Origin of the sequence: Alterotamlana spongicola, from assembly GCF_035818475.1 — a bacterium.
Lineage (GTDB): Bacteria > Bacteroidota > Bacteroidia > Flavobacteriales > Flavobacteriaceae > Cognatitamlana.
The window spans coordinates 2,124,831-2,150,615 of record NZ_JAYMGV010000001.1 but is presented as its reverse complement, the minus strand read 5'-3'; the positions used below and the strand labels follow the sequence as shown (position 1 = coordinate 2,150,615).

The window sequence follows — 25,785 nt, the reverse complement described above, 5'->3', positions numbered from 1 at the left end:
TATTTTTATTTTAATCCATATCAATTATAGCTTTGATTAACTCTCCTCCATGCGAGAAGAGCTTCTCAAAATTTTCAGGAACCTCATCAAATTTTATACGGTGTGTGATAAACGGTATTGGATCAATCTTTCCAGATTCTATTAACCCAATTATTCTACTAAAATCATTACTCAAAGCGGCTCTACTAGCTTTTAGTGTTAGTTCTTTTTTATGAAAATAAGGATCATTAAAACTAACATCTCCCATAAACAGTCCAATAAAAACAATGGTTCCTCCGGCGGCTACGTATTTAAAAGTGTTCATCATAGACTTAGCACTACCTGTAGCATCCAAAACTACTGTTGGAAGATCTCCATTTAAAAGTGATCTTAAATGTGGTTCTACATCCTCTAAGGCATTGATCGTATCCTGAACATTAGTAATTTCTTTACATTTATCTAGCTTTACCTGGTCAATATCCATAGCAATAACCCTTGCACCAGTCAACTGAGCAAACTGTATGGTACCCAAACCAATGGGTCCTGTTCCTATTACTAAAACTATATCTTCAGAAGAAATTTCTGCTCTGTCTACAGCATGACAACCAATAGCAAGAGGTTCTATCATCGCTAATTGGTCATTGGATAACGAGTTGGAAGCATGTAAAAATTTTGATGGATATACAATATACTCTTGCATTCCTCCATCTACATGCACTCCTAAGACTTGTAAATGTTCTCCACAATTTGTTTTTCCTCTTCTTACTGCCTGTCCCACAACACTATTATAGTAAGGTTCTACGGAGCAACGGTCTCCTATTTTTACATTTTTAACATCTTCTGCTACGGCTACTACTTCTACGGCCAGTTCATGCCCTAAAATTCTAGGGTAATTAAAAAAAGGTTGGGTACCCTTAAAAGCATGTAAGTCTGTTCCGCAAACTCCAATTTTATTAACTTTTAGTAAAGCTTCACCCCGTTTCAATATATGATTAGGAGCCTTTACTTCCAAAGTCTCCCATACCCCTGGTTTATTGAGTCTTATTACCTTCATTTTTTATTAATATCTTATTCCTTCAAGATGGTTTAATTATTTCACTAAAAAGGGGTATTCAACAATTTAATTGTGGTCTATCCAATATTTTTACGCTTCCTTTTAAAAATTTACGGTGGCCCCTCCATCTACAGGTAAGATTACACCCGTAATATATTTTGCCGCATCTGAACCTAAAAAAACAGCAGCATTACCTATATCTTCTACTTTACCAAAGTGATCCATAGCTATTCGGTTTGTAATCTGCTTTTTCCTTTTTTCATCTTTATTGATCGCATTCAAAAACATGTTTGATTCGATCCATCCAGGTGCAATGGCATTCACCCTGACATTACTTTTTGAATATTCTGTCACCAAAGCATTTACCAAGCCTGTGATTGCCGTTTTAGAAACCCCATAGGCAACAACTCTATCAACACCAAACAATCCGGCCATGGAACCAATCATAATAATGGAACCGGATTTCCTATTTAACATGTACTTTGCACACTCTCTGGTCAAACTAAAGACACTTATAAGGTTAGTTTGCAAGACACGCTCAAAATCCTCATCGGTAGTGTCTTGAGCCCAAGCCTTATGATGTATACCGGCATTATTTACTAAAATATCTATAGCTCCAATTTGAGTTTCAATATGAGATATAAAATCAGGAATACCTTTTCTATTGGTAACATCATTCACAAAATATTTACAGTGCTCACCTAGTTCGGTTGCCGCTTCCTTTAGCATAGTTTCCCGCCTTCCTGTTATAATTACAATAGCGCCGGCTTGAATAAAAGCTTTAGAAATACCTAATCCAATTCCTGTTCCTCCACCAGTCACCAATGCTATTTTTCCTTTTAAAGAGAATACATCTAAGCTCATCTATTTTATAATTTTATATCAGTTAATCTATCATCAATAAAATTAAATCCCCAACCTGGTAAATTGTGAGGCTGGGCAAAACCATTTTCAAGTTGCATAGGATTATCTATGAGCGGATCTACCCAATCAAAAGATTCTGCCCCTACGCCATTAGATATGGTACATAAAAGAGGGACATCATAGTCTTTGTAATAATGTGGCAGAACCGGTAAATGAAAGCTTTTAGCCAATGCGGCACTTTCTCTCCAGGCTTCCACACCACCAATACGTAAAATATCAGGTTGCCATATGTCAAGTGCATTTCTAGTTACCAATTCTCTAAGTGGTAAAGTATCAAACTCGCGTTCTCCCATAGCTAATGAAATCCCTGTTTGATTCTTTAAAATTTCGTATGCCTGAAAATCCTGATGGTTTACAGGTTCTTCAAACCAATTAATATTTATTTCTTTAGCTGCATCTGCCAATTTAATAGCAGAAGACAAATCCATCCCCTGGTTGGCGTCCATCATAATATCAACTGAGTTCCCCACAGCTTCTCTCACCAATTTTAAACGTTCTATATCCGTACTTACTTTAGGTGATCCAACTTTAATTTTGACAGCCTTAAATCCTCTGTTTGCATAATCTGTAACTTCGGTGATTAACTCATCGATGGTATAAGAAATCCATCCTCCGCTTCCATAGATAGACACACGCTCTTTATGGGTACCTAATATTTTATGCACCGGCTGCTGCAGTGTTTTTCCCCAGGCATCCCACATAGCAATATTTACTGCTGCTTGCGCCCAGCGAAGTAAGCCCTGATTTCCAAAATATTCTGCTAAAGCATTTAATTTGTTATTTACTACTCCGGTCTCATTTGTTTTATACCCTTTTATTATTGGAAGTACATCTTTTAAAGCTCCTATAATGGCATTTGGAGAATATTGAAAAGTGAGTAAATAAGATTCTCCTACAACGCCGTTTTCTAATTGTAATCGTAATACAACAAATGAAATTTCTGTTAAAGTGTGTGTTGCATCCGAAATTGGCTTTTCTAACTGCGTCTTTGCCCTATAAATCTTTGCAGTTCTTATTCTGGTTTCTTCAATCATTTATTTTTGTCTCTTGGTTGTTCGAAAAATACATCTTTCAAAACCACAAAATATCAGGTCTAAATTGATGTTTATTTCTATCCTTTACAAAATTATTTAAACAACAAAAGAGATTGTTACACCATAGAGCACCTTTTATACACTATATTGACCTTTATTAAGTATATTTACTACTATTTTCTTAATTTAATCTATTTTATAAGATAATCACCTTTATGAAAGCGTCTTACCATAACGTAGACAATTCGCCTGGAAGTTCTTTTGCCATAAAATTGTTTGAAGATAAGATTTTTCCAGCAGCATGGCATTTCCACTCTCAATATGAACTTACTTATATGCTAAGTAGCACAGGTGTTAGGTATATTGGAGATAGTATGGGAGATTTTAAACACGGTGATTTAGTCCTAGTTGGTTCCAATTTACCACACAGCTGGAAAACAATTGGTGAACAAACTGAAAAAGTTCGTTGCATAATTATTCAATGGGATGACTCCTTTTTTGGAGATTGGCTTAACAAAGAAGAGCTAAAACCGATAAAAAAACTACTAAAGTTATCAGCCAGAGGCATTAAATTTAATGAATTAAAGTCTAAGGAAATGGAAGGTTCTTTAATTGAACTTATCCATTTAAGCCCTTTAGAACGTTTACTCTCATTTATCAGAATACTACAGAAGCTTACTTTTTTTGAAGATTTCGAATTGCTTGCTAGCACTAGCTTTTCTGATAACTTATCGTTAAAAGAAAGTGGTCGTATTAATCTAATTTATGATTATGTTAGAAAAAACCATATAAAACAAATTCGATTACACGAAATTGCCGAAAAGGTTTCTATGAGTAAGGAAGCTTTTTGTCGGTTCTTTAAAAAAACATTTAATAAGTCATTTTTTGAATTTGTAAATGAGTATAAAATAAGTTTAGCTAGTAAACTATTAATTGGTACAGATTACTCTATTTCCCAAGTTGGATATGAAGTGGGGTATAATAATCTTAGCTTTTTTCATAGGCAATTCAACAAATTTAAAGGCATGTCACCATCAAAGTATCGTCAAAACTATAGAAAGATACTTAAAGTATCATGACTCCAATTATTAATTAAGCCTTAATTTTATTTAGTTTCAAATAATAACATGTATTATTAAATAAAAAGAGGTTAATTAGTTAAGTGGGCTTGCAACAAAAAATCTAGTCTTAAAAAAATTAATAAATAAAAGTAAAAACTTATTGGCAGTCATCTTTTTTTCAAAAGTTTAAAAGCCTTTGAAATATGATTTTCAACAGTTTTTACCGAAATACCCATCGACTCCGCTATTTCTTTATATCTATATCCTTCTATTTTGTTTAACAACAGTGCTTTTTTACATTTTGGAGGGAGTTCGTCAATGGCCAATCTTAAACATGCTAAACGTTGCTCCATCATTTTAACATCCTCCGCTTTATTTTCAATTTGATTTAACCTTGATAATTATTTGATTGGGGTTTAAATTTTCACCCGCTAGATTTCCAATATATATTTTATGTTTATCGTTGTTTTGGGGTGCCTCATTGACCAGATTTAAAGTAGCTCCACTAATTTCACGGATATAATATTGTAACTCTTTGGCTGCTTCATACAGGTTCTCCTTTGCATCAGTCCTATACACAATTTCGTAATCAGAAACGCCGTCGTTTACAATATGTAAAACATTAGTATTACTGTTACAGGAAAATAAGTGTGTAACCAGAATTAAAACTATTAAAACATGTTTTTTATACCGCATGTATTCACTTTTTTAAATAGGCAAAATTAGAAGTCTATAGGTCATTATTAAGTGAATATTACTTATTCACTTCCTGTTTTTTTGAATTACTCAATGAATATGGTACATTTTCAATACTGCTACCCCATTCTTTATGAGGTGTGTCTGTCATATTAAGCTCAAAATGGCCTCCTTTTTGAATATCTTCAAAATTCAAATAACTATTTGAATACGTTGCTCCATTTAAAAAGGCAGACTGGATGTAAATATTTTTTTCGGAATTATCTTTAGCTGTTATACTGAAAGTATTTCCATTTTCCAAAGCTATTGTTGCCTTATTAAATAACGGGCTTCCTATAACATATTGATCCACACCCGGGGTTACAGGATAAAATCCTAAGGCACTAAACACATACCAGGCCGATGTTTGCCCATTATCTTCATCACCACAATAACCATCCGGAGTAGCGGCATATAGTTTGGTTAATACTTCTCTTATTTTTTCTTGAGTTTTATAGGGCGCTTTGGCATAGTTATACAAGTAAATCATGTGCTGAATGGGTTGATTTCCATGTGCATAATTTCCCATATTCACAATTTGCATTTCTCTAATTTCATGAATAACATGTCCATAATATGACTCATCAAAGTCCGGCGGCATGCTAAAAACCTCATCTAATTTTGATATAAAATTTTGGGTTCCTCCCATTAAATCTATAAGTCCCTGAACATCATGAAATACGGACCACGTATAATGTAAGCTGTTACCTTCTGTAAAAGCATCTCCCCATTTTAATGGATTAAATGGTTCTTGAAAATTACCATCTTCGTTTTTACCTCTCATTAAATTGGTTGAAGGATCAAAGAGGTTCTTGTAATTTAAAGCTTTTTCAAAATATGTTTCTGCCAGTTCTTCTTGCCCTAATTTTTCAGACATTTTAGCAATGGTAAAATCGGCAAACGCATATTCCAGGGTTCGTGCTGCATTCTCATTGATACCAACATTATAAGGCACATAGCCCAAATCATTATAATAGTCAACACCTGCTCTACCTACAGACCCTACCGGGCGCCCTTCATTTACAGTCGCATTTTTCAATGCAGCTTCTAGCAACACATTAACATCATCTTCTTTAACATTTCCTTTTAAATAAGCATCTGCAATAATGGTTGCTGAATTTGAACCTATCATGCAATCCCGATGTCCCGGGCTAGCCCATTCCGGAAGCCACCCTGATTCTTTATATGTATTGGCCAGCCCTTCCATAATATGACTGTTCAATTCCGGATACATCATATTAAAAAAAGGAAAAACGGCTCTAAACGTATCCCAAAACCCATTATCGGTAAACATATATCCCGGTAATACTTCTCCATTATAAGGACTGTAATGAACTATCTCATTACTTTCATTGAACTCATAAAATTTTCTGGGGAATAACAGTACACGATATAAACAAGAATAAAATGTTCTTATATAATCAATATTATCATCTTCAATTTTGATCCTATTTAATTCTGTCTCCCAGGCTTGTTTTGCTTTCTCCTTAGTTTGCTCAAAAGTATCTTTTCCTATTTCTCTGGATAAATTCAACTGAGCCTGTTCCGGGCTTATAAAAGAGGAGGCCACTTTTACATGAACAACTTCACCTCTTTTAGTTTTAAACCCAATGATAGCTCCTACATGTTCTCCTTCGCTATTTGTTGAGTCTTCTTTTAATTCCCAGTTATCATTCCAGGTATGCGTCAATTCAAAATCTTTATCAAATTCAGCTACAAAATAGTTATGGAAATTTTCCGGAACACCTCCGCTATTATTTCTACAATACCCAATAATTTTTCGTTCTTCCGGGATTATCTTTACCATAGAACCTTTAAAAAAAGCATCTAACATAATATATGATGTTTCTGCTTCCGGAAAAGTAAATTTGAATTGTGAAGCTCTTTCTGTGGGGGTTACTTCTGCTACGATATCATAATCTGCTAAATAAACACTATAATGGTAGGGTTTTACAATTTCTGATTTATGTGAAAACCACGATTCTCTCTGGTCTTCCTGAAATTTTAAATCGCCGGTAACAGCCATTAAAGAAAAGGCAGCATAATCGTTAATCCACGGGCTTGGTTGATGGGTTTGTTTTATCCCTCGTATTTTTGTGTCACTATATTTATAAGCCCAGCCATCTCCCATTTTTGAGGTCATAGGCGTCCAAAAATTCATAGCCCAGGGTGTGGCAATAGCCGGATAGGTATTCCCGTTAGATAGACTATAATTTGAATCTGTTCCCATGAGCGGATTTACATAATCTACCAAATTCTGCGATTGTATAATATCGCTAATCTGTTCGCCCCCTTTATCTATACAAGAAACACTAACAACTAATGTTACTAAAACTACTATTTTGACTATTTTTCCCATCATAATTAATTTAATTCAACGGCATTTCCATGTCCCCTATATAATTTCAGGGCATCTTCCAATTCTATTTCCAATACCGTTACATTGTCATCTAAATATCTGCTTTCAGGAATTTCTATTCTTAAAATACCCGGTATATTATTCCATGCTGCGCCTCCGTTTCTCACAAAGCTTAATTCCTGGTTACTTCCAACTACTCTAATAGATTTTACTTTGTTCTGAATGCCTTTTAATGATATATAATTTTTAGGAGCATCAAACAAACACAGGTATATTTTTGTCTCATCCTTATTCAATAGGGTCGGTCCGTAAAAATGCCCATAGGGTAAGCCTGCTTTGGTTTCAAAAACCGCACGTTCGTGTTTTTTGATCCAATCTCCCAAGGCCTCAAGTCGCTCCATTTGCTCAGGGGCAATTGTTCCGTCTGGTTTAGGTCCTATATTCAATAATAAATTACCTCCCGAAGCTATTACCTCAACAAACGTTCTAATAATTTGAGAAATGGGTTTGTAATTGGTATCAGAAGGATAGTACCCCCAGTTATCGTTCATGGTCATACAAAATTCCCAGGGCCCTTTAGGTCTCACCACCGGGATTCCCTGTTCGGGCGTACTGTAGTCTCCATGGGTTTTCAACCTTGAATTAACTATGGTTTTGGGGTTCCACGCCAATAACGAATCTTTTAGTGATTGGGCTCTCCACTGCTCACTAGACTTTTCCCAATCTCCATCAAACCAATATAAATCGGGGTAAAAGTCATCATTTAACTCTTTTATCTGACCTTTATAAAACCTTACAAAACGTTGCCATTCAGATAGTTCCTTTTGCCCTTTTTGTGGGTAATTCTTTTGAGTATTGGGTCTTGGAAAAACAACATTATAATCCGGATGAGACCAATCGCATAAAGAATAATATAAGCCTACCTTTAAATTTTCTTGTCTTAAAGCTTCAACAAACGGCGCAACTAAATCTCTTTTAGCCGGTGTTTTTTCTATTACATTTAACTTACTTAACTTAGTATCCCATAAGGCCACCCCATCATGATGCTTTGTTGTTAATATCGCATAACGGGCACCAATTTTTTTGAATAGTCTGGCCCATTCTTTAGGTTTATAATGTTCTGCAGTAAATTGTTTACCCTGCATCATATAATCTTCGTATGAGATTTTTTTATGATACATAGACCAGGACTCTCCAATACCATTGACGCCGTAATAGCCCCAGTGAATAAAAACGCCTAATTTGGCATCTTTAAACCATTCCATACGTTCTTCATATGATGATTCATTATTTTGACCATTTACTATTCCACAAAACAGAAGGAATACTATTAGCAATTTCGATTTAACTCTAATTTTTGTTACCATAAGAATATTTCGTCTACAAAAATCCATGAAGCCTGCCCGGCACCTTCGTGCCATTTAGGTAAAACTTTAGGATTTTCTATTATTATTTTAAAATACTGTGCTTGCGTGTTAGTAGTTTGTAAGGTAAATCTTTTAATTTGAGGATCTTCATAACCCTTTGCCTGATTGATCTTTAATTCTCCTATTTTTTTAAAACCTGTATGCGCATTGTTAGACGCATAAACTTTTAATTTGTTTGGAAACAAAATCCAATCTTTAGTATTCCCCAAAGAATTAACAGAAATACTATCAACTGCTTTAACAGCTCCCAAATTAATAGTAGTGCTTAAATCATACCCCAAATAACCTGTCCATTTTCCATCCTTAAAAGAGAGATTACCCACTTCTAAATCAAATAGTTTATTAGCATTAGGATATCTTTTCTCCGGTTTTTTTTCAATGGTGAAATTATCTACCTGATACTTCACCTTAAAATAGTCGCGCTTCAAAACATCACTTGGAAACCAACCTTTTTTAAAAGCTCTAACCATAAAGGTTTTACTTTCTTCCACATGTAACGCATCCGTATAAAGAGCACTTGTAGAATCTGGTATCTCTCCATTTAATGTGTATCTTAATTCGGCATTTTTAGTATTGGTTTTAACACTTAACAAAAGAGAATCTATAAAAAGTGTATTTTCAGGAGTCAGTTTAGGGGCTTCTAATTTTGTTTTTTCAACAAATCCCCTGGCAATACCATTATGAATTTGTATTCCATAGTCTTTTTTAAGACGCTCTGCCATTTCAAATTCAATTGCTGTTTTCCATGTATAAATTTGTGAAGGCGTAATACTTTTCAGTAATGTTTCCAGGCCTACACCAGTTACACCTGTATTAAAAAGATTCAGCACCTCTAATCTTTTTAAATCTTTAATATTCTGAAGCGTTTTGTCTGATATTTTAGTGTTATCAAGTCTAAGCATTTTTAAGTTTTCCAATCTTTTTAGAACTCCTGTCATTTGATCAGTTAAACTGGTATTACTAAAATCGAGTTCAATAATTTGTTCCTTTAATTTAGAAAGCATATCTACATCGTTTTTTGTAATCGCTTTTTTTGTAAACTTTATACTCAATTCTGCTTCACCTGGCACCATTTCATTAACCATATACCCAATTTCTTTAACTTTGACTATATCGTTTTTTGAAGCTTTTGGAATAATAATTTTATCGAAAACAAGATAGTTTTTCAATAATTTATCTAGTGTATCATTTCGAGTTTCGCTATTTACATAATTATCAAACTTTGCTCCATTATCAATCCAGTATTTAATAAGCCATAATTCATCTTTTGTTAATTGCGGCTTCCCCTCAGGCGGCATATGATTTTCATGTGATATTGGTAATAACAGTTGTTCATACAACAAGCTCTCGTTAGAGTTGCCTACATGTAAGGCCGCTCCATTTTCACCGCCTTTCAAAATGGCTTCTTTTGAAATTAGTGAAAGCCCGCCTTTTTTCTTAGTTGAATTATGACATTGAACACATTTATCATCCAAAATTTTATTAATGACATCATCATAAATTTTTAGGCTATCAACAACTTCTATGATTCTTTCTTTTTCAGATGTTTCCACATACTCCGTTAAAAAGTTTTCTCCATGTGTTAATACACTTCCGTAGTGCCCTGCAACACTAATACTCACCAATGTTAAAACAAAAAGAGGCAGAAACCATTTATTGGTTTTATCAGACTTTAATGAAACCATTAAAAAAAGAAGTAGTGTTAGAACAGCTGTTAAAATACCGGTCCAAAAATGCACCTCTAAAACATCATTTCCATACCCCCCTTCTAATGAAAGAAAGTACCCCAATATACAGGTTAAGATGGCGAAAAAAGAAGAAAACCCTAAAGCCCATTTTATCATTAATAAGGGGTAGTCTTTTTTTATACGGCCAATAATATCTATAAAAAACGTAAGCAATAAAGCGCCTATAGGTAAATGCAATAACAAAGGGTGAAATCTTCCAAAAAAAAGAACTATTTTCGGAATTTCTGCTGCACTTGATAAGCTTATCAGCAAGACACCTGTTAGAACTATAAAAAGCACTAAAACTGCACTATATTTTCTTAAAACTTGTTTCATTAATTAAATATCCATTCATCCATAAACAACCAGGCTTTTTGGCCACTTCCTTCATGCCATTCGGGAATTGATTGTAAATTGTGTATTTCCAACCTTACTGATTTTACTTCTCTTTCAATTTTTATCTTTATGTTGCTTAATTCAGCAGATACCATGGTAGGCACGTCATCCATTTGAATTTTTATTTTATCTGAATCGTTTTCTAAATCATTTAAATACACCACAATCTCCGAAGGCGGAAAGATCCAGGATTGCGGATCATTTAAAAACCCGATATCAATGCTTTTTATCATGGTCTTTTCTTTAAATACAACTTTGGCATCAACAATAGAATCAAATCCTACCCACTCCGGATTACTAAAAGGCAAACTCGCTTTATTTTGATTAATTAAGGTTAAAGCTCCCTGTCCTTTATACTTAGTTTGAGCTTTGGAATACCAAACGATATCCTCTGGCACTTGTCCTTTCTTATAAAGCGTCATCATTGATGCTTCACTTGTCTTCCAATTGGTATGAAAGGTTCTAAACTTATAGGTACCTGGTTCGGTAACTTTAAATGGAGCTTTATATTTTACGGATGTCATTGTAGGCTCACTTCCATCTGATGTATAATATACTTCCGAACCTTCAAAACCCTGACCAACTTTAATGACTGCAAATGAGTCAATAATCATAGTTGTACTCTGAACCCTTGGTTGGGCAAGATGCACTTGATTTTGCTGTAAAAACAACGTCCTGTTTGTTTTTTTACAACTTAAAAGCAGTAAAATGGTTAGCCCCCATAATGCAGATTGTCTCATACTCTAACTAATTTTATAGGGTAAGTTTGACCTGAATTCCACTGGGCTACATATATATTTTCATCATCATCAATACAAACATCATGTGGGTGCTGAAACAATCTGATAGTTTGATATAAGTCTTCCAGTTGGTTTCCTTTATAAGATGGTGCTGTTGCTCCCGGACAGGATACTACTTCGTTTTTTTCATTCATAATCAACAAAAACCCGGAATCATCATTTGGTGCTTCTTTAGATTTTAAGACTGCAAAATATATATCATTTTTATGAATTACCGGACGGCAAATTAATGCTCCCGGAACTTTTATAGAAGACAGATATTCGCCTTCTAAACTAAATTGTTTTAACTCATTCAATTCTCTGGCAGACACCAAAATTGAAGGCTTATTTTTATCTCTGTTGTCATAGCAAATACCATGAGCATTTAAAAACTGACTATCTTCTGTTCCTCTTCCTCCAAAAATGTTAAGTAATTCTCCTTTATGATTATAGTGTGTAATATATTGATTACCATAACCATCAGCCACATAAAAATCACCGTTTTCTAAAACCGTAGTTTCCGTTGGTTTAAACTCTTCTTTATTTTTATACTTTCCCGTATCTGCCGGATAATCAATCTCAAATATGACGTTTCCTGTAATTGTTGTTTTTATAACCTGATGCCTTTCATAATCTGTTATCAACAAGAAATCTTCTCCATTCTCTTTAACTAAAGTAAGACCGTGAGCGCCAGGGTATTTAGTGCCCCAGGTTTCTAATAATTTACCGGACTTATCATAAATAATAACATTATTTTTAGTGTGATTGGTTAAAAGAACAATTCTCCCTTTTGAATCCTGAACCATTTCATGACAATCTTTTACCGGCGTATACAAAGGGTTTAAATTACCCCAATTCATATTCACTTTATATTTATGTGTATTATGCCCAATAATAACATCGTTCACACTATTAAATGAAAATGCAGTACTAAAAACCGGGTAAGTCAACATACCCATAGTCAGGCAAGATGATTGTTTTAAAAATTTTCTACGACTCATTAAAGCTATTATCTAGTATTTAGGTTAATACATCATGAACGACATGACCTGACACATCCGTTAATCTAAATCTTCTTCCCTGGTGCTTATAAGTAAATTTAGTGTGATCTACCCCCATTAAATGCATCATAGTGGCCTGTAAATCATGAACATGCATAGGGTCTTTTACAATGTTATACCCAAAATCATCGGTTTCCCCATAAGTGAATCCCGGTTTAACACCTCCTCCGGCCATAAACATGGTAAAACATTTGGGGTGATGATCTCTTCCATAATTCACATCTGTTAAAGTACCTTGACTATAATTTGTTCTTCCAAATTCCCCACCCCATACCACTAAAGTATCTTCAAGTAAGCCCCTTTGTTTTAAATCCATAATTAAAGCAGCAGTGGCTTGGTCAATATCTTTAGCTTGTTTTTCTATTTGACTGGGTAAATCAAAATGTTGATCCCAGCCCATATGGTATAACTGAACAAACCTTACATCTTTTTCAATCAGGCGCCTTGCCAGTAAACAATTTGCTGCATAGGTTCCGGGTACTAAAGAATTAGCACCATACATTTGAATAATATGCTCTGGCTCATCATCAATATTCATTGTTTCCGGAACCGATGTTTGCATGCGATATGCCATTTCATATTGAGCAATCCTACTGTTTATTTCCGGATCTCCAAACTCTTCTTCCTGCTTGTGATTTAGTTCACTTATATAATCCAGCATTTTTCTTCGTTCTGCTCTTGACATGCCCTCCGGATCCTTTAGATATAATACAGGATCTTTACCAGAACGAAATTGAACACCTTGGTGCAATGAACTTAAAAAACCATTGCCCCAAAGTCTTGAATATAAAGGCTGAGAAAATGGCCTCCCTGTTCCTCTTGATAATAATACAGTAAACGTAGGTAGGTTATTATTTAAGCTGCCTAAACCATAACTCATCCAGGACCCTATACTTGGCCTCCCGGCTTGCTGTGACCCTGTTTGGAAAAAAGTTATTGCCGGGTCATGATTAATAGCTTCAGTATGCATTGATTTAATAAAACAAAGCTCATCAACAATTTTAGCAGTATAAGGCATCAAATCACTTACCCAAGCTCTTGATTCGCCATATTGATTGAACTTAAAATTGCTACCCACTAAAGGAAAACTTTCTTGACCAGAAGTCATACCTGTAAGACGCTGTCCTTTTCGAACGGAATCCGGTAAATCTTCTCCCCGCATTTTATTTAATAACGGTTTATAATCAAAGAGTTCCAGTTGTGACGGACCTCCACTTTGAAAAAGGTATATTACACGTTTTGCCTTTGGTGCAAAATGCGGCAAATTCATTCCAGCCAGAGGCGAGTCTGGAGCTTCAACTAAAGAAGAAAAAGGATTTAATAATGAAGCAGTAGCCATACCCCCAATACCTAAGCCTACTTTTTTAAGAAAATGGCGTCTATTATTATTGATAAAGTGTTTTGATAATTCTTCCATAATCTTATCCTTTTAGAATGGCTTCATCCAAATTAAAAACTAAGCTTGTTAACATGGTAAATCCTTGTAACCTTTCTAAAGTAAGATTGTTATCTTTCGCTTTAGAAAGTATTTCTATCATTTCTTCTTGCTCTATCTCATCAATCTTCATAAAAGCCTCATTAAGATATGTCATCAATGTCTTTAATTCTAAGTCATCAGGTTTTCTTGATACTATTTTTCTAAATATTGTTTCAACACGTTGTTCATCACTTAGTGTTTCTTCATTCAAGGTATGTAGTGCCAGCGTTTGAGCCGCCTCTATAAGCTGCGGATCATTCAACATAACAAGCGCCTGTAAAGGGGTACTTGTTTTTTGGCGTTTTACCTGACAATAATCTCTTGTTGCAGCATCAAAAGTTATCATTGAAGGTGGTGGTACTGTTCGTTTCCAAAAGGTATATAAACTTCTTCGGTACAGATTTTCACCAGAGTCCATAAAATATTTAGTAAGCCCCTGCCCCGAGGTGGTTTCTTCCCAAAGGCCTTCCGGCTGGTAAGGTTTAACACTTGGCCCTCCAATCTTTTCTACTAATAATCCACTCACCTTCAAAGCATTGTCTCTTATCATTTCGGCTGACAACTTGTGTCTTGAGCTTCGGGCTAATAATATATTATCAGGATCAATCTCCAATAATTCCGAAGTGATTTCTGAGGTTTGTTGATAGGTTCTGGACATGACCATTCTTTTAATCATTTTTTTCATGTCCCAGCCTTCTTCTCTATAGGTAACAGCCAACCAGTCTAACAGTTCCGGGTGGGTTGGCAGGGCTCCCTGATTACCAAAATCTGAGCTTGTAGAAACAATCCCTACGCCAAAAATATGTTGCCATAACCTATTTACAGCAACACGGGCCGTAAGTGTATTTTGCTCATCAAAAAACCAATGAGCCAGACCCAATCTGTCTTTAGAAAATTTATCTGAAAATGCTAATGCAATTTTAGGCGCACTTGTTTCAACTTCATCTGTAGGAGCATCGTATAAACCGCGCTTTAATATAAAGGTTTTACGTTCCGGGGCACCATCCTTCATAACCATAACTTTAGCTTCCTTAATAGAATCAGGCATATTAATAAATGCCAAAGTTTTTTCTATTTCTTTTGGGGTAATGGTTATATTGGGCTCTGGGATTTCATTATATTCAATCCGGCCTTTTTCATTTAGCTTGTTGAAAAAACTATAAAAACTATAAAACTCTTTTTGTGAAATTGGATCATATTTATGGTCATGACATTGAGCACATTCCATAGTTAATCCTAATAAAGCTTTAGAAGTGGTATTGGCCCTATCTAACACATATTCAACTCTGTACTCTTCATCAATAACACCACCTTCCTGGGTTATTTTATGATTTCTATTGAACCCTGTCGCCAAAATTTGCTCCAGACCGGCATTGGGCAACAAATCACCTGCCAATTGCCATTTTATAAAATCATCATAAGGTATATTTCTATTAAAAGCACTAATTACCCAGTCACGCCATGGCCACATGACTCTTTGCAAATCATCCTGGTACCCATGAGTATCTGCATACCTTGCCGTATCTAACCAACTGGCTGCCATATGTTCCCCATAGGCAGAAGACGCTAATAATTTATCTACCACTTTTTCAAAAGCATCAGGAGCATTATCGCTAAGATAGATATCGATATCCTTCAATGATGGAGGTAACCCTGTTAAATCAAAATAAACACGCCTGATGAGCTTTTCTTTACTTGATAGTTTTGATAGAGATAAGCTTTTACTTTCTAATTCTTTTATAATAAAATGATCTATTTCATTGTAGGCTAATTTTGAATCAGAAATTTTAGGCAACTTGCTTTTTACAGGCGGAACAAACGCCCAATGGTCTTTCCATACCGCTCCCTGTGCTATCCATTTTGTTAGCACTTGTTTTTCATAAGGTGTTAAGCTTAAATTAGATGCAACCGGTGGCATTCTTTTTTCAATATCCGGATTATTGATTCTGGAAACCAACAGACTGGATTCAACATCTCCAGGGACTATGGCATACTTATCCAAATGCTCTCCAATAGCAGCATATGCCCCTTCTTTAGTATCCAATCTTAAACCACCCTCCCGGGTTCCATCATCCGGGCCATGACATAGATAGCACCTATCTGACAAAATAGGTTTGACATCAAAAATGTAATCGATAGTCTCCGGAAGCCGGAAGGCTTCATTTTCATGCATTGAAGCATCTACCAATTCTGATTGCTTTTTGTCCAGAGGAAGATAACCATTTTTAGAGCTTCCCAGAGTGTATTTAATAAAAGCTACTACCAAAAAAGGTATAATAAAATATAATACTAAAGCTAATGATTTGACGCCTTTAACCTTTAACATAATTAAATGCTTTTGTTAATATTAAATATAATCAATTTTTAACAAAAAGTTTTTCGACGAATAACAAGGCATTAAAGCTGAATATTCTCTAAAAAAACGCTTTAATTATTTTAATAAGATTTCATCTACAAAAAGCCATGCACCTCCACCTTTAGGAGATTTTTCCAGACAAATGGCTTTGACCTTTACAAACCTTACTTTACGTTCTTTAAAACTAATCTTAAAATCTTTTAATTCAGCCTCAGCATTTTTAACAAATGCTCTATCTGTCCTTCCAACGTTATCAAATGTTTTACCATCATTAGAAACAGAAACCTCAACCGCGGTTGGGAAATAAATATCCGGCCCCTGATTTTCCAAAGCCCCAACACTTACTTCTTTTATAGTTTTCTTTTCTTCCAGATCAATAACAACTTCCATGTCTTGTCCCAACCAGGCTTGCCATTGTCCATCATGAAAGTTTTTTGTTCCTCTTAAAGTGTTTACCATCCCAAATGCTCCAGCTCCCTGATATTTATCACTATAAGGTGTTATATAGTTTACTTTATGAGCTACTGCCTTATGAAATGTAATAGTGTCTACAAACACTTTCCCTACGGGTTTATCATTTTTAAACAAGGATGCTTTAATTATAGTAGTTTCTTGTAATTCTATTGGGCTGGTATACTTAATGGCTTCTTCATTGAGGTTTCCGTTACCAAAAACATAGCGAATATCTGCATTTGGAAATTCGTTTTGTAATAATAAACTAACTGATTTATTCTCTAGATCAACGTCTGTTTTTGATGTTACCAAATAAGCACTTTTCGCATAGTTGATCCCTAAAAACTCATAGCGTTTGAACTGAGGTACAATTCTATTAGAAAAATTATTCCAATCACGCAGTGCTTTTGGACTCCACACAGTTTCGGCTAAAGCTGCAAGTCTTGGATAAGTCATATATTCTGAATGTTCAGTGGTTGGAATATATTCTGCCCATAAATTTGCCTGCCCCCCTAATACATGTGACGCTTCAGTTTCTGTCATAGTCTCCACAACTGGATCAAACTCATATACTTTACTTAAAGGTGTAAACCCACCAATGGCTAATGGCTCTTCATTTTGTGGCCCTTGATAATGATCAAAATAACAGTGTGTACCCGGAGTCATGACAACATCATGGCCTTGAGCAGCTGCCTCTAATCCTCCTTTTACACCACGCCAACTCATTACGGTAGCATCAGGAGCAAGTCCGCCTTCCAAAATCTCATCCCATCCAACTAGTTTTTTATCGTAACTGTTGATGAATTTTTCCATTCTTTTTATAAAATAACTTTGTAATTCTTCTACGTCATGCAAGCCTTCAGTTTTCATTCTCTTCTTACAATTCGGACATGTTTTCCAATTTGTTTTGGTAGCCTCATCTCCTCCTATATGAATATATTTTGATGGAAAAATATTCATAACTTCTATCAGCACGTTTTCTAAAAATTCAAATGTACTGTCCTTTCCTGCACAATAAATATCTGTAATTGGCCAGACCCCTCCAGAAGGTACGCCTACAGGTTTTTCTAAACAAGATAATTCTGGATACGCTGCAATAGCACTGGTTACATGTGCAGGCATTTCAATTTCCGGAATAATTTCTACATTTCTCGATTGGGCATAAGCGACCAATTCCTTTAATTCTTCCTGTGTAAAAAAACCTCCGTATGTTCCTTTTTCATCCGGGCTTACAGCATCTCTCGCATTCCAATGTTTATCTTCCTGATCAACGCGCCAGGCTCCTACATTGGTTAATTCAGGATACTTTTTAATTTCTATACGCCATCCCTGATCGTCTATTAAATGCAAATGCAATACATTCATTTTATGCATCACCAAACCATCAATCACTTGTTTTATATAATCTTTATCAAAAAAATGACGTGATACATCCAGCATTAATCCTCGCCACTTAAAACGGGGTTTATCAGTAATTGTCACATTAGGAATTATCCATTCCACATCAGAAACTATTTCAGAACTTTCAATAGCTTCCGGAAGCAACTGCCTGATACTTTCCAAACCATAAATAAACCCGGCATTCCCTTTAGCTGTAATGGTAATTTTATCTTTATCGACTTCTAATTTATAAGCTTCGTCCTCAAACTCCTCATTCTCCACAAATCGAATATAATTCCCTGGGATTTTTTTGTTTAAAGCTTCAAGATTCCAGCCCGCCGCTTTTTTAAACTTTTTTATCAAAGCATTAGAAATTTCTCTTTGATCCTCATTGCTCACCACAAATTTTGTTTTTTCTGAGAACTCAAATACGCCTTTTAAAATTTTTAGTTCAGCTGGTCTTGGAATAATCCGGATATCATTTTCTGTAAATTCTTTACGCTCTGAGCATGAGCTTAAAATAACCACCAGAGCTAGTAGTATTATTTGATTAAATCTTTTCACTTGTTTATATTTTGTTTCGTGTATTAGTAGCTATTATTTTAATTATCCCACTTCATTTTAAATTGTGCATCTTCCATTCTGTTCCCTTGTGTTTCATCGACCACAGCATAGTTAAACCCTGATCTTAAACTATACCCGGCATACTCACCATTTTTGTTCAGGGCTATAAAACCAACCTGTAGATACTCCATATCTTTGTGATCTTTATGTTTGTTATATATACGTTCTACTATTTCTTTACAAGCTTCAAAAGGCGATTTGCCCTGTCTCATTAGTTCAACAACCATTGCACTCCCGGCTGTTCTAATAACCGCTTCTCCTAAACCTGTTGCCGCCGCAGCTCCAACCTCATTATCTAAAAATAAGCCCGCACCAATAATTGGGGAGTCACCTACACGGCCGTGCATTTTCCATGCTGCACCACTTGTTGTACATCCTCCAGATATATCACCGTTTTTATCTAAAACCAGCATGCTGATTGTATCATGATTCTCAATATTTATAACGGGGCTGTATTTTGAAGCTTCCAACCATTTTTTCCAATCTTTTTCGGCTTCATCTGTTAATAAGTTTTCCTCAACAAAACCTTCAGATAAAGCAAATTGGAGAGCTCCTTTACCAGATAACATAACATGTGGCGTGTTTTGCAACACTCTTTTAGCTATTGAAATAGGATGCTTAATACCCTGCAAAAATGACACAGAACCACAATTACTTTTATGATCCATAATACAAGCATCTAAAGTCACTTTGCCTTCCCGGTCCGGAAAGCCTCCATAGCCCACACTTCTCACTTTAGGATCTGCTTCCGGAATTTTCATACCAGCTTCTATAGCATCCAGCGTTGATCTTCCTTGTTTTAGCCTTTTCCAGGTTTCTTCATTGGCAGGCAACCCATGATTCCAGGTAGAAATAACCAAAGGTTTTGTTGGAGTACTCCCAATAACACCTTCTGCCTTATCCTGCTTGTTTTCAGTAATTTCTTTACAACTAAAAACGGTACTTACTCCTATAGTTCCTAATGCTGTTTTCTTTATAAAATCTCTTCTATTTGACATAAACCTTATTCTAATTGTATGCTTTTGATGATACTGCCATGGTATTGTTAAGCTCCTTATTAGGAAATTTGTCCATGGTGAAAATTAGTTTTCCTCCCTGCATAATTTCCTGATGCGTAATATAACCTCTATTAATTTCCGCTCCATTCCATTGAACAGAGTGTATATACTTATTTTCTTTTGAATTATTAATCGCTTGTATTTCAAATTGCTTTCCGTTTTCCAGGTTTATAATTGCATTATTAAATAATGGCGATCCAAAACTATAAACACCCTGTGCCGGGTTAACCGGGTAAAAGCCCAAAGCACTGAATATGTACCAGGATGACATTTGTCCGCAGTCCTCATTCCCACAATGTCCGTCCGGAGTGTTTTTATATTGCCCTTCTAAAATATCGCGAACCATGGCTTGTGTTTTCCATGGTTTACCAACATAATTATACAAGTATGCCACATGATGACTTGGCTCGTTACCATGGGCGTATTGCCCGATCATGCCCGTACTAAAAATGGGGAGTTTATCTTCCGGTAATGGATTTAAGCTGAACATAGAATCCAGCTTTTTTGTGAAGGCTTCCTCTCCTCCGATAGCCTTTACCAGGCCTTCTATATTTTGAGGAACCGACCATGCATATTGCCATGCGTTACTTTCGCAGAAATAAGGCGAGTATGCTTTTGGAACAAAATCTTTTATAAATGTATTATCCCTCTTTTTTGGCCGCATAAATGTAGTTTGCGAATCAAACACATTTAGCCAATTCTCTGAGCGCTTTAAAAAATAATCATAATCTTTAGGCTTTTCCAAGCTTTTAGCAAATTGTGCGATACACCAATCATCATAAGCATATTCCAGTGTTTTAGAAACCGACCAATTTTCATGATCCTCATCAACAGGAACAAAGCCCATATCCATATAATCATCAATTTGTCTTGAATTATCCATTGCACTTGCTTTACAGGCTTCATAAGCTAATTCAACGTCAAAACCTTCTATGCCTTTCAAGTAAGCATCTACCACAACAGGAACTGCATGATAGCCAATCATCATATTAGTCTCATTGCCTTGCAACGACCACACCGGTAATAGCCCCGTTTCTTTATAATGCGCCAACAAAGAGTTTATCATATCCGGAACCTTGTCTGTATGGATGATTGTATATAAAGGATGGGCGGCTCTATACGTATCCCATAATGAAAAAGTATCATACCTATTAAAACCATCAGCTTTCATAATAGTATCATTCGCCCCTTTGTAATGGCCGTAATGATCACTTAATAATGTTGGAGCAAGCATCGATTGATATAACATGGTATAGAAAATTTTCTTTTTTTCTACCTCATCAGTTTCTATTTTAATTTTTTGCAATTGGCTTTCCCAAAGGCTGTCTGCCTGAGTTCTATATAATTCAAAATCAAAATGCGATGCTTCAATTTCCAATGATTTGTAAGCGCCTTCTATATTTGCTGTTGACAGTCCGGTTTTAAGAATAATTTCTTCATTATCATCTGTTTTATAATTCAGAATGATTTTAGTGTCTTTGGCTTTTACAGGATTGTCAGCAAGTGAATCATTTTTAAAAACATTGTATGATTCAAAGGGTTTTGAAAGCTGCATTACAAAATAAACCCTTTGGTCTTTTGCCCATCCTGTTGATTTTCTATAACCTTCAATGGTATAATTATCCTTCACATGAATATAAGTGTCTGTAGGGCTATCCCAGTTTAATGTATACCCTAAATCTACATGTATTTGTGAAGCATCATCCTCAGGAAATGTGTATTTATGGATACCCGTTCTTTCTGTTGTTGTTACTTCTGCCTTGATACCATAATCTAATAAATCAACGGTATAATAGCCTGGAGAAGCCCCCTCTTTATCATGAGAAAAACTGGAAAAGGGTTTGAAGTTATTCTCTTTAATTCTTTTGTTAGACCTACTGTTTGTAGGCATGACCAAAATATCATATAAATCGCCAGCTCCAGTACCTGTTAAGTGCATATGGGAAAAACCAGAAATGATTGAATCCTGATAAAAATAACCGGCAATTCTGTCCCATCCGGGAATGCCTATATCCGGGCTTAATTGTACCATCCCATAAGGTACCGTAGCACCTGGATAGGTGTTCCCTGGACCATCAGACCCTATAAAAGGATTTACATAGTGGGTTAATTTAACCTGATCTATTTCCTTCTTAGCCTCCTTACAATTAACTAAGAGTATGGCACATACTATACATATAAGGCCATATTTATTCATTATTTCTTTAATCATCTTTAAATAATTTTGGTTAAAGCTTTTAAGTTACAGAAGGGGCTATTCAAAATTATTTTTCTATAAAACCTTTAGCTTACATAAGCTTGAGATTTTCCATTTTTATACCCATACCACAAAATATAGGCATAGCAAAGAATTATAAATAGCAAAGCTTTTTTAAACTCAATATGATCTGTTAAATAACCAAAAGTAGGCGGGATTAATGCCCCTCCAACAATTGCTGTACATAATAGCCCTGAAGCTTTTGGTTTTAAATGCCCAATACCATCTATAGCCAATGTGAATATAGTAGGGAACATAATAGAATTGAATAAACCAACCGCCAAAATACTCCACATACTCACTAAACCATTAGTACTAATGGATATTAAAATTAAGGCCACTACAATAGTTGCAAAAAGAGCAAGTACTTTTCCTGGTTTAATAATTTTTGTAAGATAAGCTCCTACAAAACGCCCAATCATGGCACCAGACCAATAAAATGTTACAAAAACTCCAACGACTGCTTTGTTATCATTTTCTGCTATTCCTGAATTAAGGATGGCTTCTGCTATGAGTTTCATAACTTCGCTTTCTTTAATTACTGAAACCAGATTCATGTCTAAAAAATAGTTTACCAAATAGCTTCCTATAGCTACTTCAGCTCCAACATAACAGAATATGCCTAAAACACCTTGCATAAGTTTTTTATTCTTGAATGCTTCAGCGTAAGTTCCCGTTGATGCTTCGGTAATCATTTTAGGTAATTTTGAAAACAAAAATATAACAGCTATCAAACCTATAAATACAGCCAGTCCAAGAAATGGTGTTTGTACTGCAGCGGCTTCTGAAGCTAAGTACGCTTCTTTTGCGGTATTGTCCAGTGCTGCTATTTCATCTTTATCCTTTATGACATCACTCAAAATAAATAATGCACCAACAGCAGGAGCTATAGCTGTTCCCAAAGAATTAAATGCCTGAGACAGGTTTAAACGGCTGGAGGCACCTTCTTCTGATCCTAAAACTGCTACAAATGGATTAGCGGCTACCTGCAAAACCGTCATACCTGCTGCTAAAATAAAATAGGCCAGCATAAAAATGCCAAACACACGATACGACGCTGCAGGGTAAAACAACAAGCAGCCCAAAGCCATGGTTAACAGACCCAGAATAATTCCGCTTTTATATCCGATTCTAGAAAGAATATAACTTGCCGGAATGGAGAGTAGAAAATAAGCACCAAAAAACGCAAATTGAACCAAGCCCGCTTGAAAATAAGTCAGCGTAAATAATTCACGTAAACGTGGAATTAGAGAGTCTACAAGAACGGTAATAAATCCCCAAAGGAAAAATAAAGTAGTTAGCAGAATGAATGAGGATCGATATGATTTTTGATTAGTCATAGGCTTATGCTTATTGTTTTATTTTCAAATTTACGGTGATTCAAATATTACTATTTCAAACTTTATTTGGTGGCTTTAATTGCTTTATAATGTGCTTCTGTTAAATTTGGACCTTCATAAAATGCAACCCCCTTAGCCCCACTATTTTTAGCAAATAAAATGGCTTCTTTCAGATCTTCCTCGGTTTTAAAGTCAGGTAAATAAAGCCCTGTATTAATAAGCGTGCTTTTTGCCTCTAAATCAGTAACCCCCTGTTTGGTAGCATAGCCTACCCAATCTATTTCTTCATTATAAAAGCCGTGATAAATCATAGGATACACCTCATCTATATCCCATTTATCCCAACGTTGGCGCACCATATGGTCTGCCATTTCAGGGTAAGGAAAAACAGCCGCTGTTAAGTTTTTATTATGTTTATGTACTATTTGGTATGCATCATCAACTAACGCTTTAATAGCATTTAACCGGAAATTTTTCCATTCCATATCAATGGATGTATTTTCACTTTCCCTTGGGTTTTTATGATGTAGCTTTTCAAAAGCATTTACACATTCATCACAGTAACAGAAATCATATTCTGCCATTTCTGTGTCTTGTTTTAAATTATATGTTGGTAATAATCCTACTGGTAAAAAAATATCCGGAAAACGAATATAATCCAAATGTACGCTCGCTATTCCTTCTACTTTTGACAAACCTTCCACAAGGCCTAAAATATGGTTACGCGACTCTTCTCTTGTAGGACACAACCACTGATAATAATTTACATAAGGACGTGTATCAAAGCAGGATTTACCGTCCCGGCTTACCTGGTACCATTCCGGGTGTTTTAAAGCCACAGTGTCTCCCGGACGGTTCACCGCCATTATCCATGCGTGTACTTTTAAACCCGCTTCTTTGGCTACAGGTATTAATCGCTCCAATTCTTTGGGGTCTGTACCTGTATTAATTAAAATCTCATCGATACCTCCCTCTTTATATTTTGCAAATTCCTTTGCGTATGTGTCATTAGATTTTTCCTTATTGGAAGTAATCCAGGTACTAAATTTAAACGTCTCCTTTGCTGGTGCTTCCTGGGTAACTTCAGCACTATCTTGTACTTCTTTATTTTGGTTGCATGCCATTAAAACACTAAAAAGGCAGACTAAAATGAATAAACGACTTGTTTTCATAGTTATATTATTTTGAAATGAATTTTCCATCTTCTCTTACTATTAAAGTTTTATTTGAAAAAGGGCTCTTTACATACAAGTTGTAACCTATATCATGATTTTGCATGGTTACTTTTATATTTTGATTATCTATAACCAAATCAGAAATATTTAAATCAGCAATTTGGGGTGCAAAACGTTTATGCTTGCCCTTATAGGCTCTTTGTGCTCGGTACAGAGTATACATGTGCCATTTAATTTTTTCGTCATTTGAAACGGTAAACTCTTCTGTATGATCTACTCCCTTTGAAGAAAAATAAACATAACCCCATTTTTCCGGTTCATGCATATTGATCACCCCTATTGGAGACCAAACCCAATTGTATTCATGTAAAAATTTGCCATCTGCTCCTTTTTTTCTGGAATATACCTTGTCTGTAATATCATGCTCCCAATTCACTCTTGAAAAATTAACACGCCAAAATTGGTCTCTTGGCACATTATCTTGATAATAAGCTGTTCTTAAATCTTTAAAAGGTATGGCTATTTCAAGAGTCCAGCCTTTATCAATATCATCGGGGTTATTCAACGTACCATCAACACTTACAGCCGATTTTAAACCTGTATAATTCCAATCGTTCAGAGCAACATTAATTTCTCTATAAGGCTTATTTACAAATAGATCCCAAACAGTGTTTAAAGCATTAATCTCCAATTCATAATAATTGTGAGTATCACCATCCGGGTCAATAAATACCTCAAAATCATTATTATGAAAAATCACGGCATCACGCTCAGTGATATCTCCCCATACATGTGGTTCTTTAATATCTGCTAAAATGTAATAGTAATTTTCATCCCAAAGCATTTTTACCCGAGTTTGGTATTTGGGTGTTTTATCGCCTTCAATATCAATAAAATCATTGGTCCATTTAGCCTTTGCCCAAACTGCTTCATCTGCTTTTCCATCTATAGTAATTGTTTCAGAAATTTTATGTGCCGTATAGGTTTGTGGAATAATTTCTTTTTTGGATTGTGAGCAAGAAGTTATACTGAAAAGTAATAACATTAGTACAACACCCGGATTAAAACACTTATTCATTGTTTAAAATTTTATATCATCACTACTATTATATCTGAATGTAACGAAGCG

19 protein-coding genes are annotated in these 25,785 nt (G+C 35.3%); 1 reads left to right on the top strand and 18 read right to left on the bottom strand.

Annotated features, from left to right (window positions below; all coding sequences use genetic code 11):
- Positions 1-10: 10 nt before the first annotated feature.
- From VOI54_RS09210 to VOI54_RS09200, 3 genes are all read right to left on the bottom strand, one after another.
- The gene (locus VOI54_RS09210) at positions 11-1,033 is read right to left on the bottom strand and encodes a zinc-binding alcohol dehydrogenase family protein (protein WP_326282466.1); all 1,023 of its coding nucleotides are present in this window, start codon (positions 1,031-1,033) and stop codon (positions 11-13) included.
- 102 nt (positions 1,034-1,135) lie between these two features.
- Positions 1,136-1,897, bottom strand: coding sequence for an SDR family NAD(P)-dependent oxidoreductase (locus VOI54_RS09205; RefSeq protein ID WP_326282464.1), 762 nt, complete (start codon positions 1,895-1,897; stop codon positions 1,136-1,138).
- Positions 1,898-1,902: 5 nt separating this feature from the next.
- Positions 1,903-2,991 (bottom strand): mandelate racemase/muconate lactonizing enzyme family protein, encoded by a 1,089-nt coding sequence (locus VOI54_RS09200; RefSeq protein WP_326282463.1) that lies wholly within the window; start codon positions 2,989-2,991, stop codon positions 1,903-1,905.
- A 215-nt stretch (positions 2,992-3,206) separates the two neighbouring features.
- Here VOI54_RS09200 and VOI54_RS09195 point away from each other — a divergent pair, with 215 nt between their 5' ends.
- On the top strand, positions 3,207-4,070 hold the full coding sequence (locus VOI54_RS09195) for an AraC family transcriptional regulator (protein WP_326282462.1): 864 nt from the start codon (positions 3,207-3,209) through the stop codon (positions 4,068-4,070).
- Between the two features lie 149 nt (positions 4,071-4,219).
- Here the strand turns inward: VOI54_RS09195 and VOI54_RS09190 are convergent, their stop codons facing one another.
- From VOI54_RS09190 to VOI54_RS09120, 15 genes are all read right to left on the bottom strand, one after another.
- Positions 4,220-4,435: an RNA polymerase sigma factor gene (locus VOI54_RS09190; protein ID WP_326283149.1), complete on the bottom strand. Its 216-nt coding sequence runs from the start codon at positions 4,433-4,435 to the stop codon at positions 4,220-4,222.
- Entirely contained in the window at positions 4,431-4,748 is a 318-nt protein-coding gene (locus VOI54_RS09185; RefSeq protein ID WP_326282461.1) for a hypothetical protein, read from the bottom strand. The genes VOI54_RS09190 and VOI54_RS09185 overlap by 5 nt, the downstream gene beginning before the upstream one ends.
- Before the next feature lie 58 nt (positions 4,749-4,806).
- Positions 4,807-7,146 carry a GH92 family glycosyl hydrolase gene (locus VOI54_RS09180; RefSeq protein WP_326282459.1) on the bottom strand — a complete coding sequence of 780 codons (2,340 nt, stop codon included), beginning with the start codon at positions 7,144-7,146 and terminating at the stop codon, positions 4,807-4,809.
- A gap of 5 nt (positions 7,147-7,151) precedes the next feature.
- Positions 7,152-8,513, bottom strand: coding sequence for an alpha-L-fucosidase (locus tag VOI54_RS09175; protein ID WP_326282458.1), 1,362 nt, complete (start codon positions 8,511-8,513; stop codon positions 7,152-7,154).
- Positions 8,507-10,636 carry a c-type cytochrome domain-containing protein gene (locus VOI54_RS09170; protein WP_326282457.1) on the bottom strand — a complete coding sequence of 710 codons (2,130 nt, stop codon included), beginning with the start codon at positions 10,634-10,636 and terminating at the stop codon, positions 8,507-8,509. The genes VOI54_RS09175 and VOI54_RS09170 overlap by 7 nt, the downstream gene beginning before the upstream one ends.
- Positions 10,636-11,436 carry a chitobiase/beta-hexosaminidase C-terminal domain-containing protein gene (locus tag VOI54_RS09165; RefSeq protein ID WP_326282455.1) on the bottom strand — a complete coding sequence of 267 codons (801 nt, stop codon included), beginning with the start codon at positions 11,434-11,436 and terminating at the stop codon, positions 10,636-10,638. Before VOI54_RS09165 ends, VOI54_RS09170 begins: the two co-directional genes overlap by 1 nt.
- A complete protein-coding gene (locus VOI54_RS09160) occupies positions 11,433-12,476 on the bottom strand; it encodes an NHL repeat-containing protein (RefSeq protein ID WP_326282454.1) in 1,044 nt (347 codons plus the stop codon). The genes VOI54_RS09165 and VOI54_RS09160 overlap by 4 nt, the downstream gene beginning before the upstream one ends.
- 19 nt (positions 12,477-12,495) lie before the next feature.
- Positions 12,496-13,953 carry a DUF1501 domain-containing protein gene (locus tag VOI54_RS09155; RefSeq protein ID WP_326282453.1) on the bottom strand — a complete coding sequence of 486 codons (1,458 nt, stop codon included), beginning with the start codon at positions 13,951-13,953 and terminating at the stop codon, positions 12,496-12,498.
- Positions 13,954-13,957: 4 nt separating this feature from the next.
- The gene (locus VOI54_RS09150; protein WP_326282452.1) at positions 13,958-16,339 is read right to left on the bottom strand and encodes a PSD1 and planctomycete cytochrome C domain-containing protein; all 2,382 of its coding nucleotides are present in this window, start codon (positions 16,337-16,339) and stop codon (positions 13,958-13,960) included.
- Between the two features lie 105 nt (positions 16,340-16,444).
- On the bottom strand, positions 16,445-18,766 hold the full coding sequence (locus tag VOI54_RS09145) for a glycoside hydrolase family 20 protein (RefSeq protein WP_326282451.1): 2,322 nt from the start codon (positions 18,764-18,766) through the stop codon (positions 16,445-16,447).
- Between the two features lie 38 nt (positions 18,767-18,804).
- Positions 18,805-19,824 (bottom strand): isoaspartyl peptidase/L-asparaginase family protein, encoded by a 1,020-nt coding sequence (locus tag VOI54_RS09140; RefSeq protein WP_326282450.1) that lies wholly within the window; start codon positions 19,822-19,824, stop codon positions 18,805-18,807.
- A gap of 10 nt (positions 19,825-19,834) precedes the next feature.
- On the bottom strand, positions 19,835-22,081 hold the full coding sequence (locus VOI54_RS09135) for a GH92 family glycosyl hydrolase (protein ID WP_442809381.1): 2,247 nt from the start codon (positions 22,079-22,081) through the stop codon (positions 19,835-19,837).
- 86 nt (positions 22,082-22,167) lie between these two features.
- Positions 22,168-23,481 carry an L-fucose:H+ symporter permease gene (gene fucP / locus VOI54_RS09130; protein WP_326282448.1) on the bottom strand — a complete coding sequence of 438 codons (1,314 nt, stop codon included), beginning with the start codon at positions 23,479-23,481 and terminating at the stop codon, positions 22,168-22,170.
- Between the two features lie 62 nt (positions 23,482-23,543).
- On the bottom strand, positions 23,544-24,653 hold the full coding sequence (locus VOI54_RS09125; RefSeq protein ID WP_326282447.1) for a family 10 glycosylhydrolase: 1,110 nt from the start codon (positions 24,651-24,653) through the stop codon (positions 23,544-23,546).
- A gap of 7 nt (positions 24,654-24,660) precedes the next feature.
- Entirely contained in the window at positions 24,661-25,734 is a 1,074-nt protein-coding gene (locus VOI54_RS09120) for a carbohydrate-binding family 9-like protein (RefSeq protein WP_326282445.1), read from the bottom strand.
- Positions 25,735-25,785 lie beyond the last annotated feature (51 nt).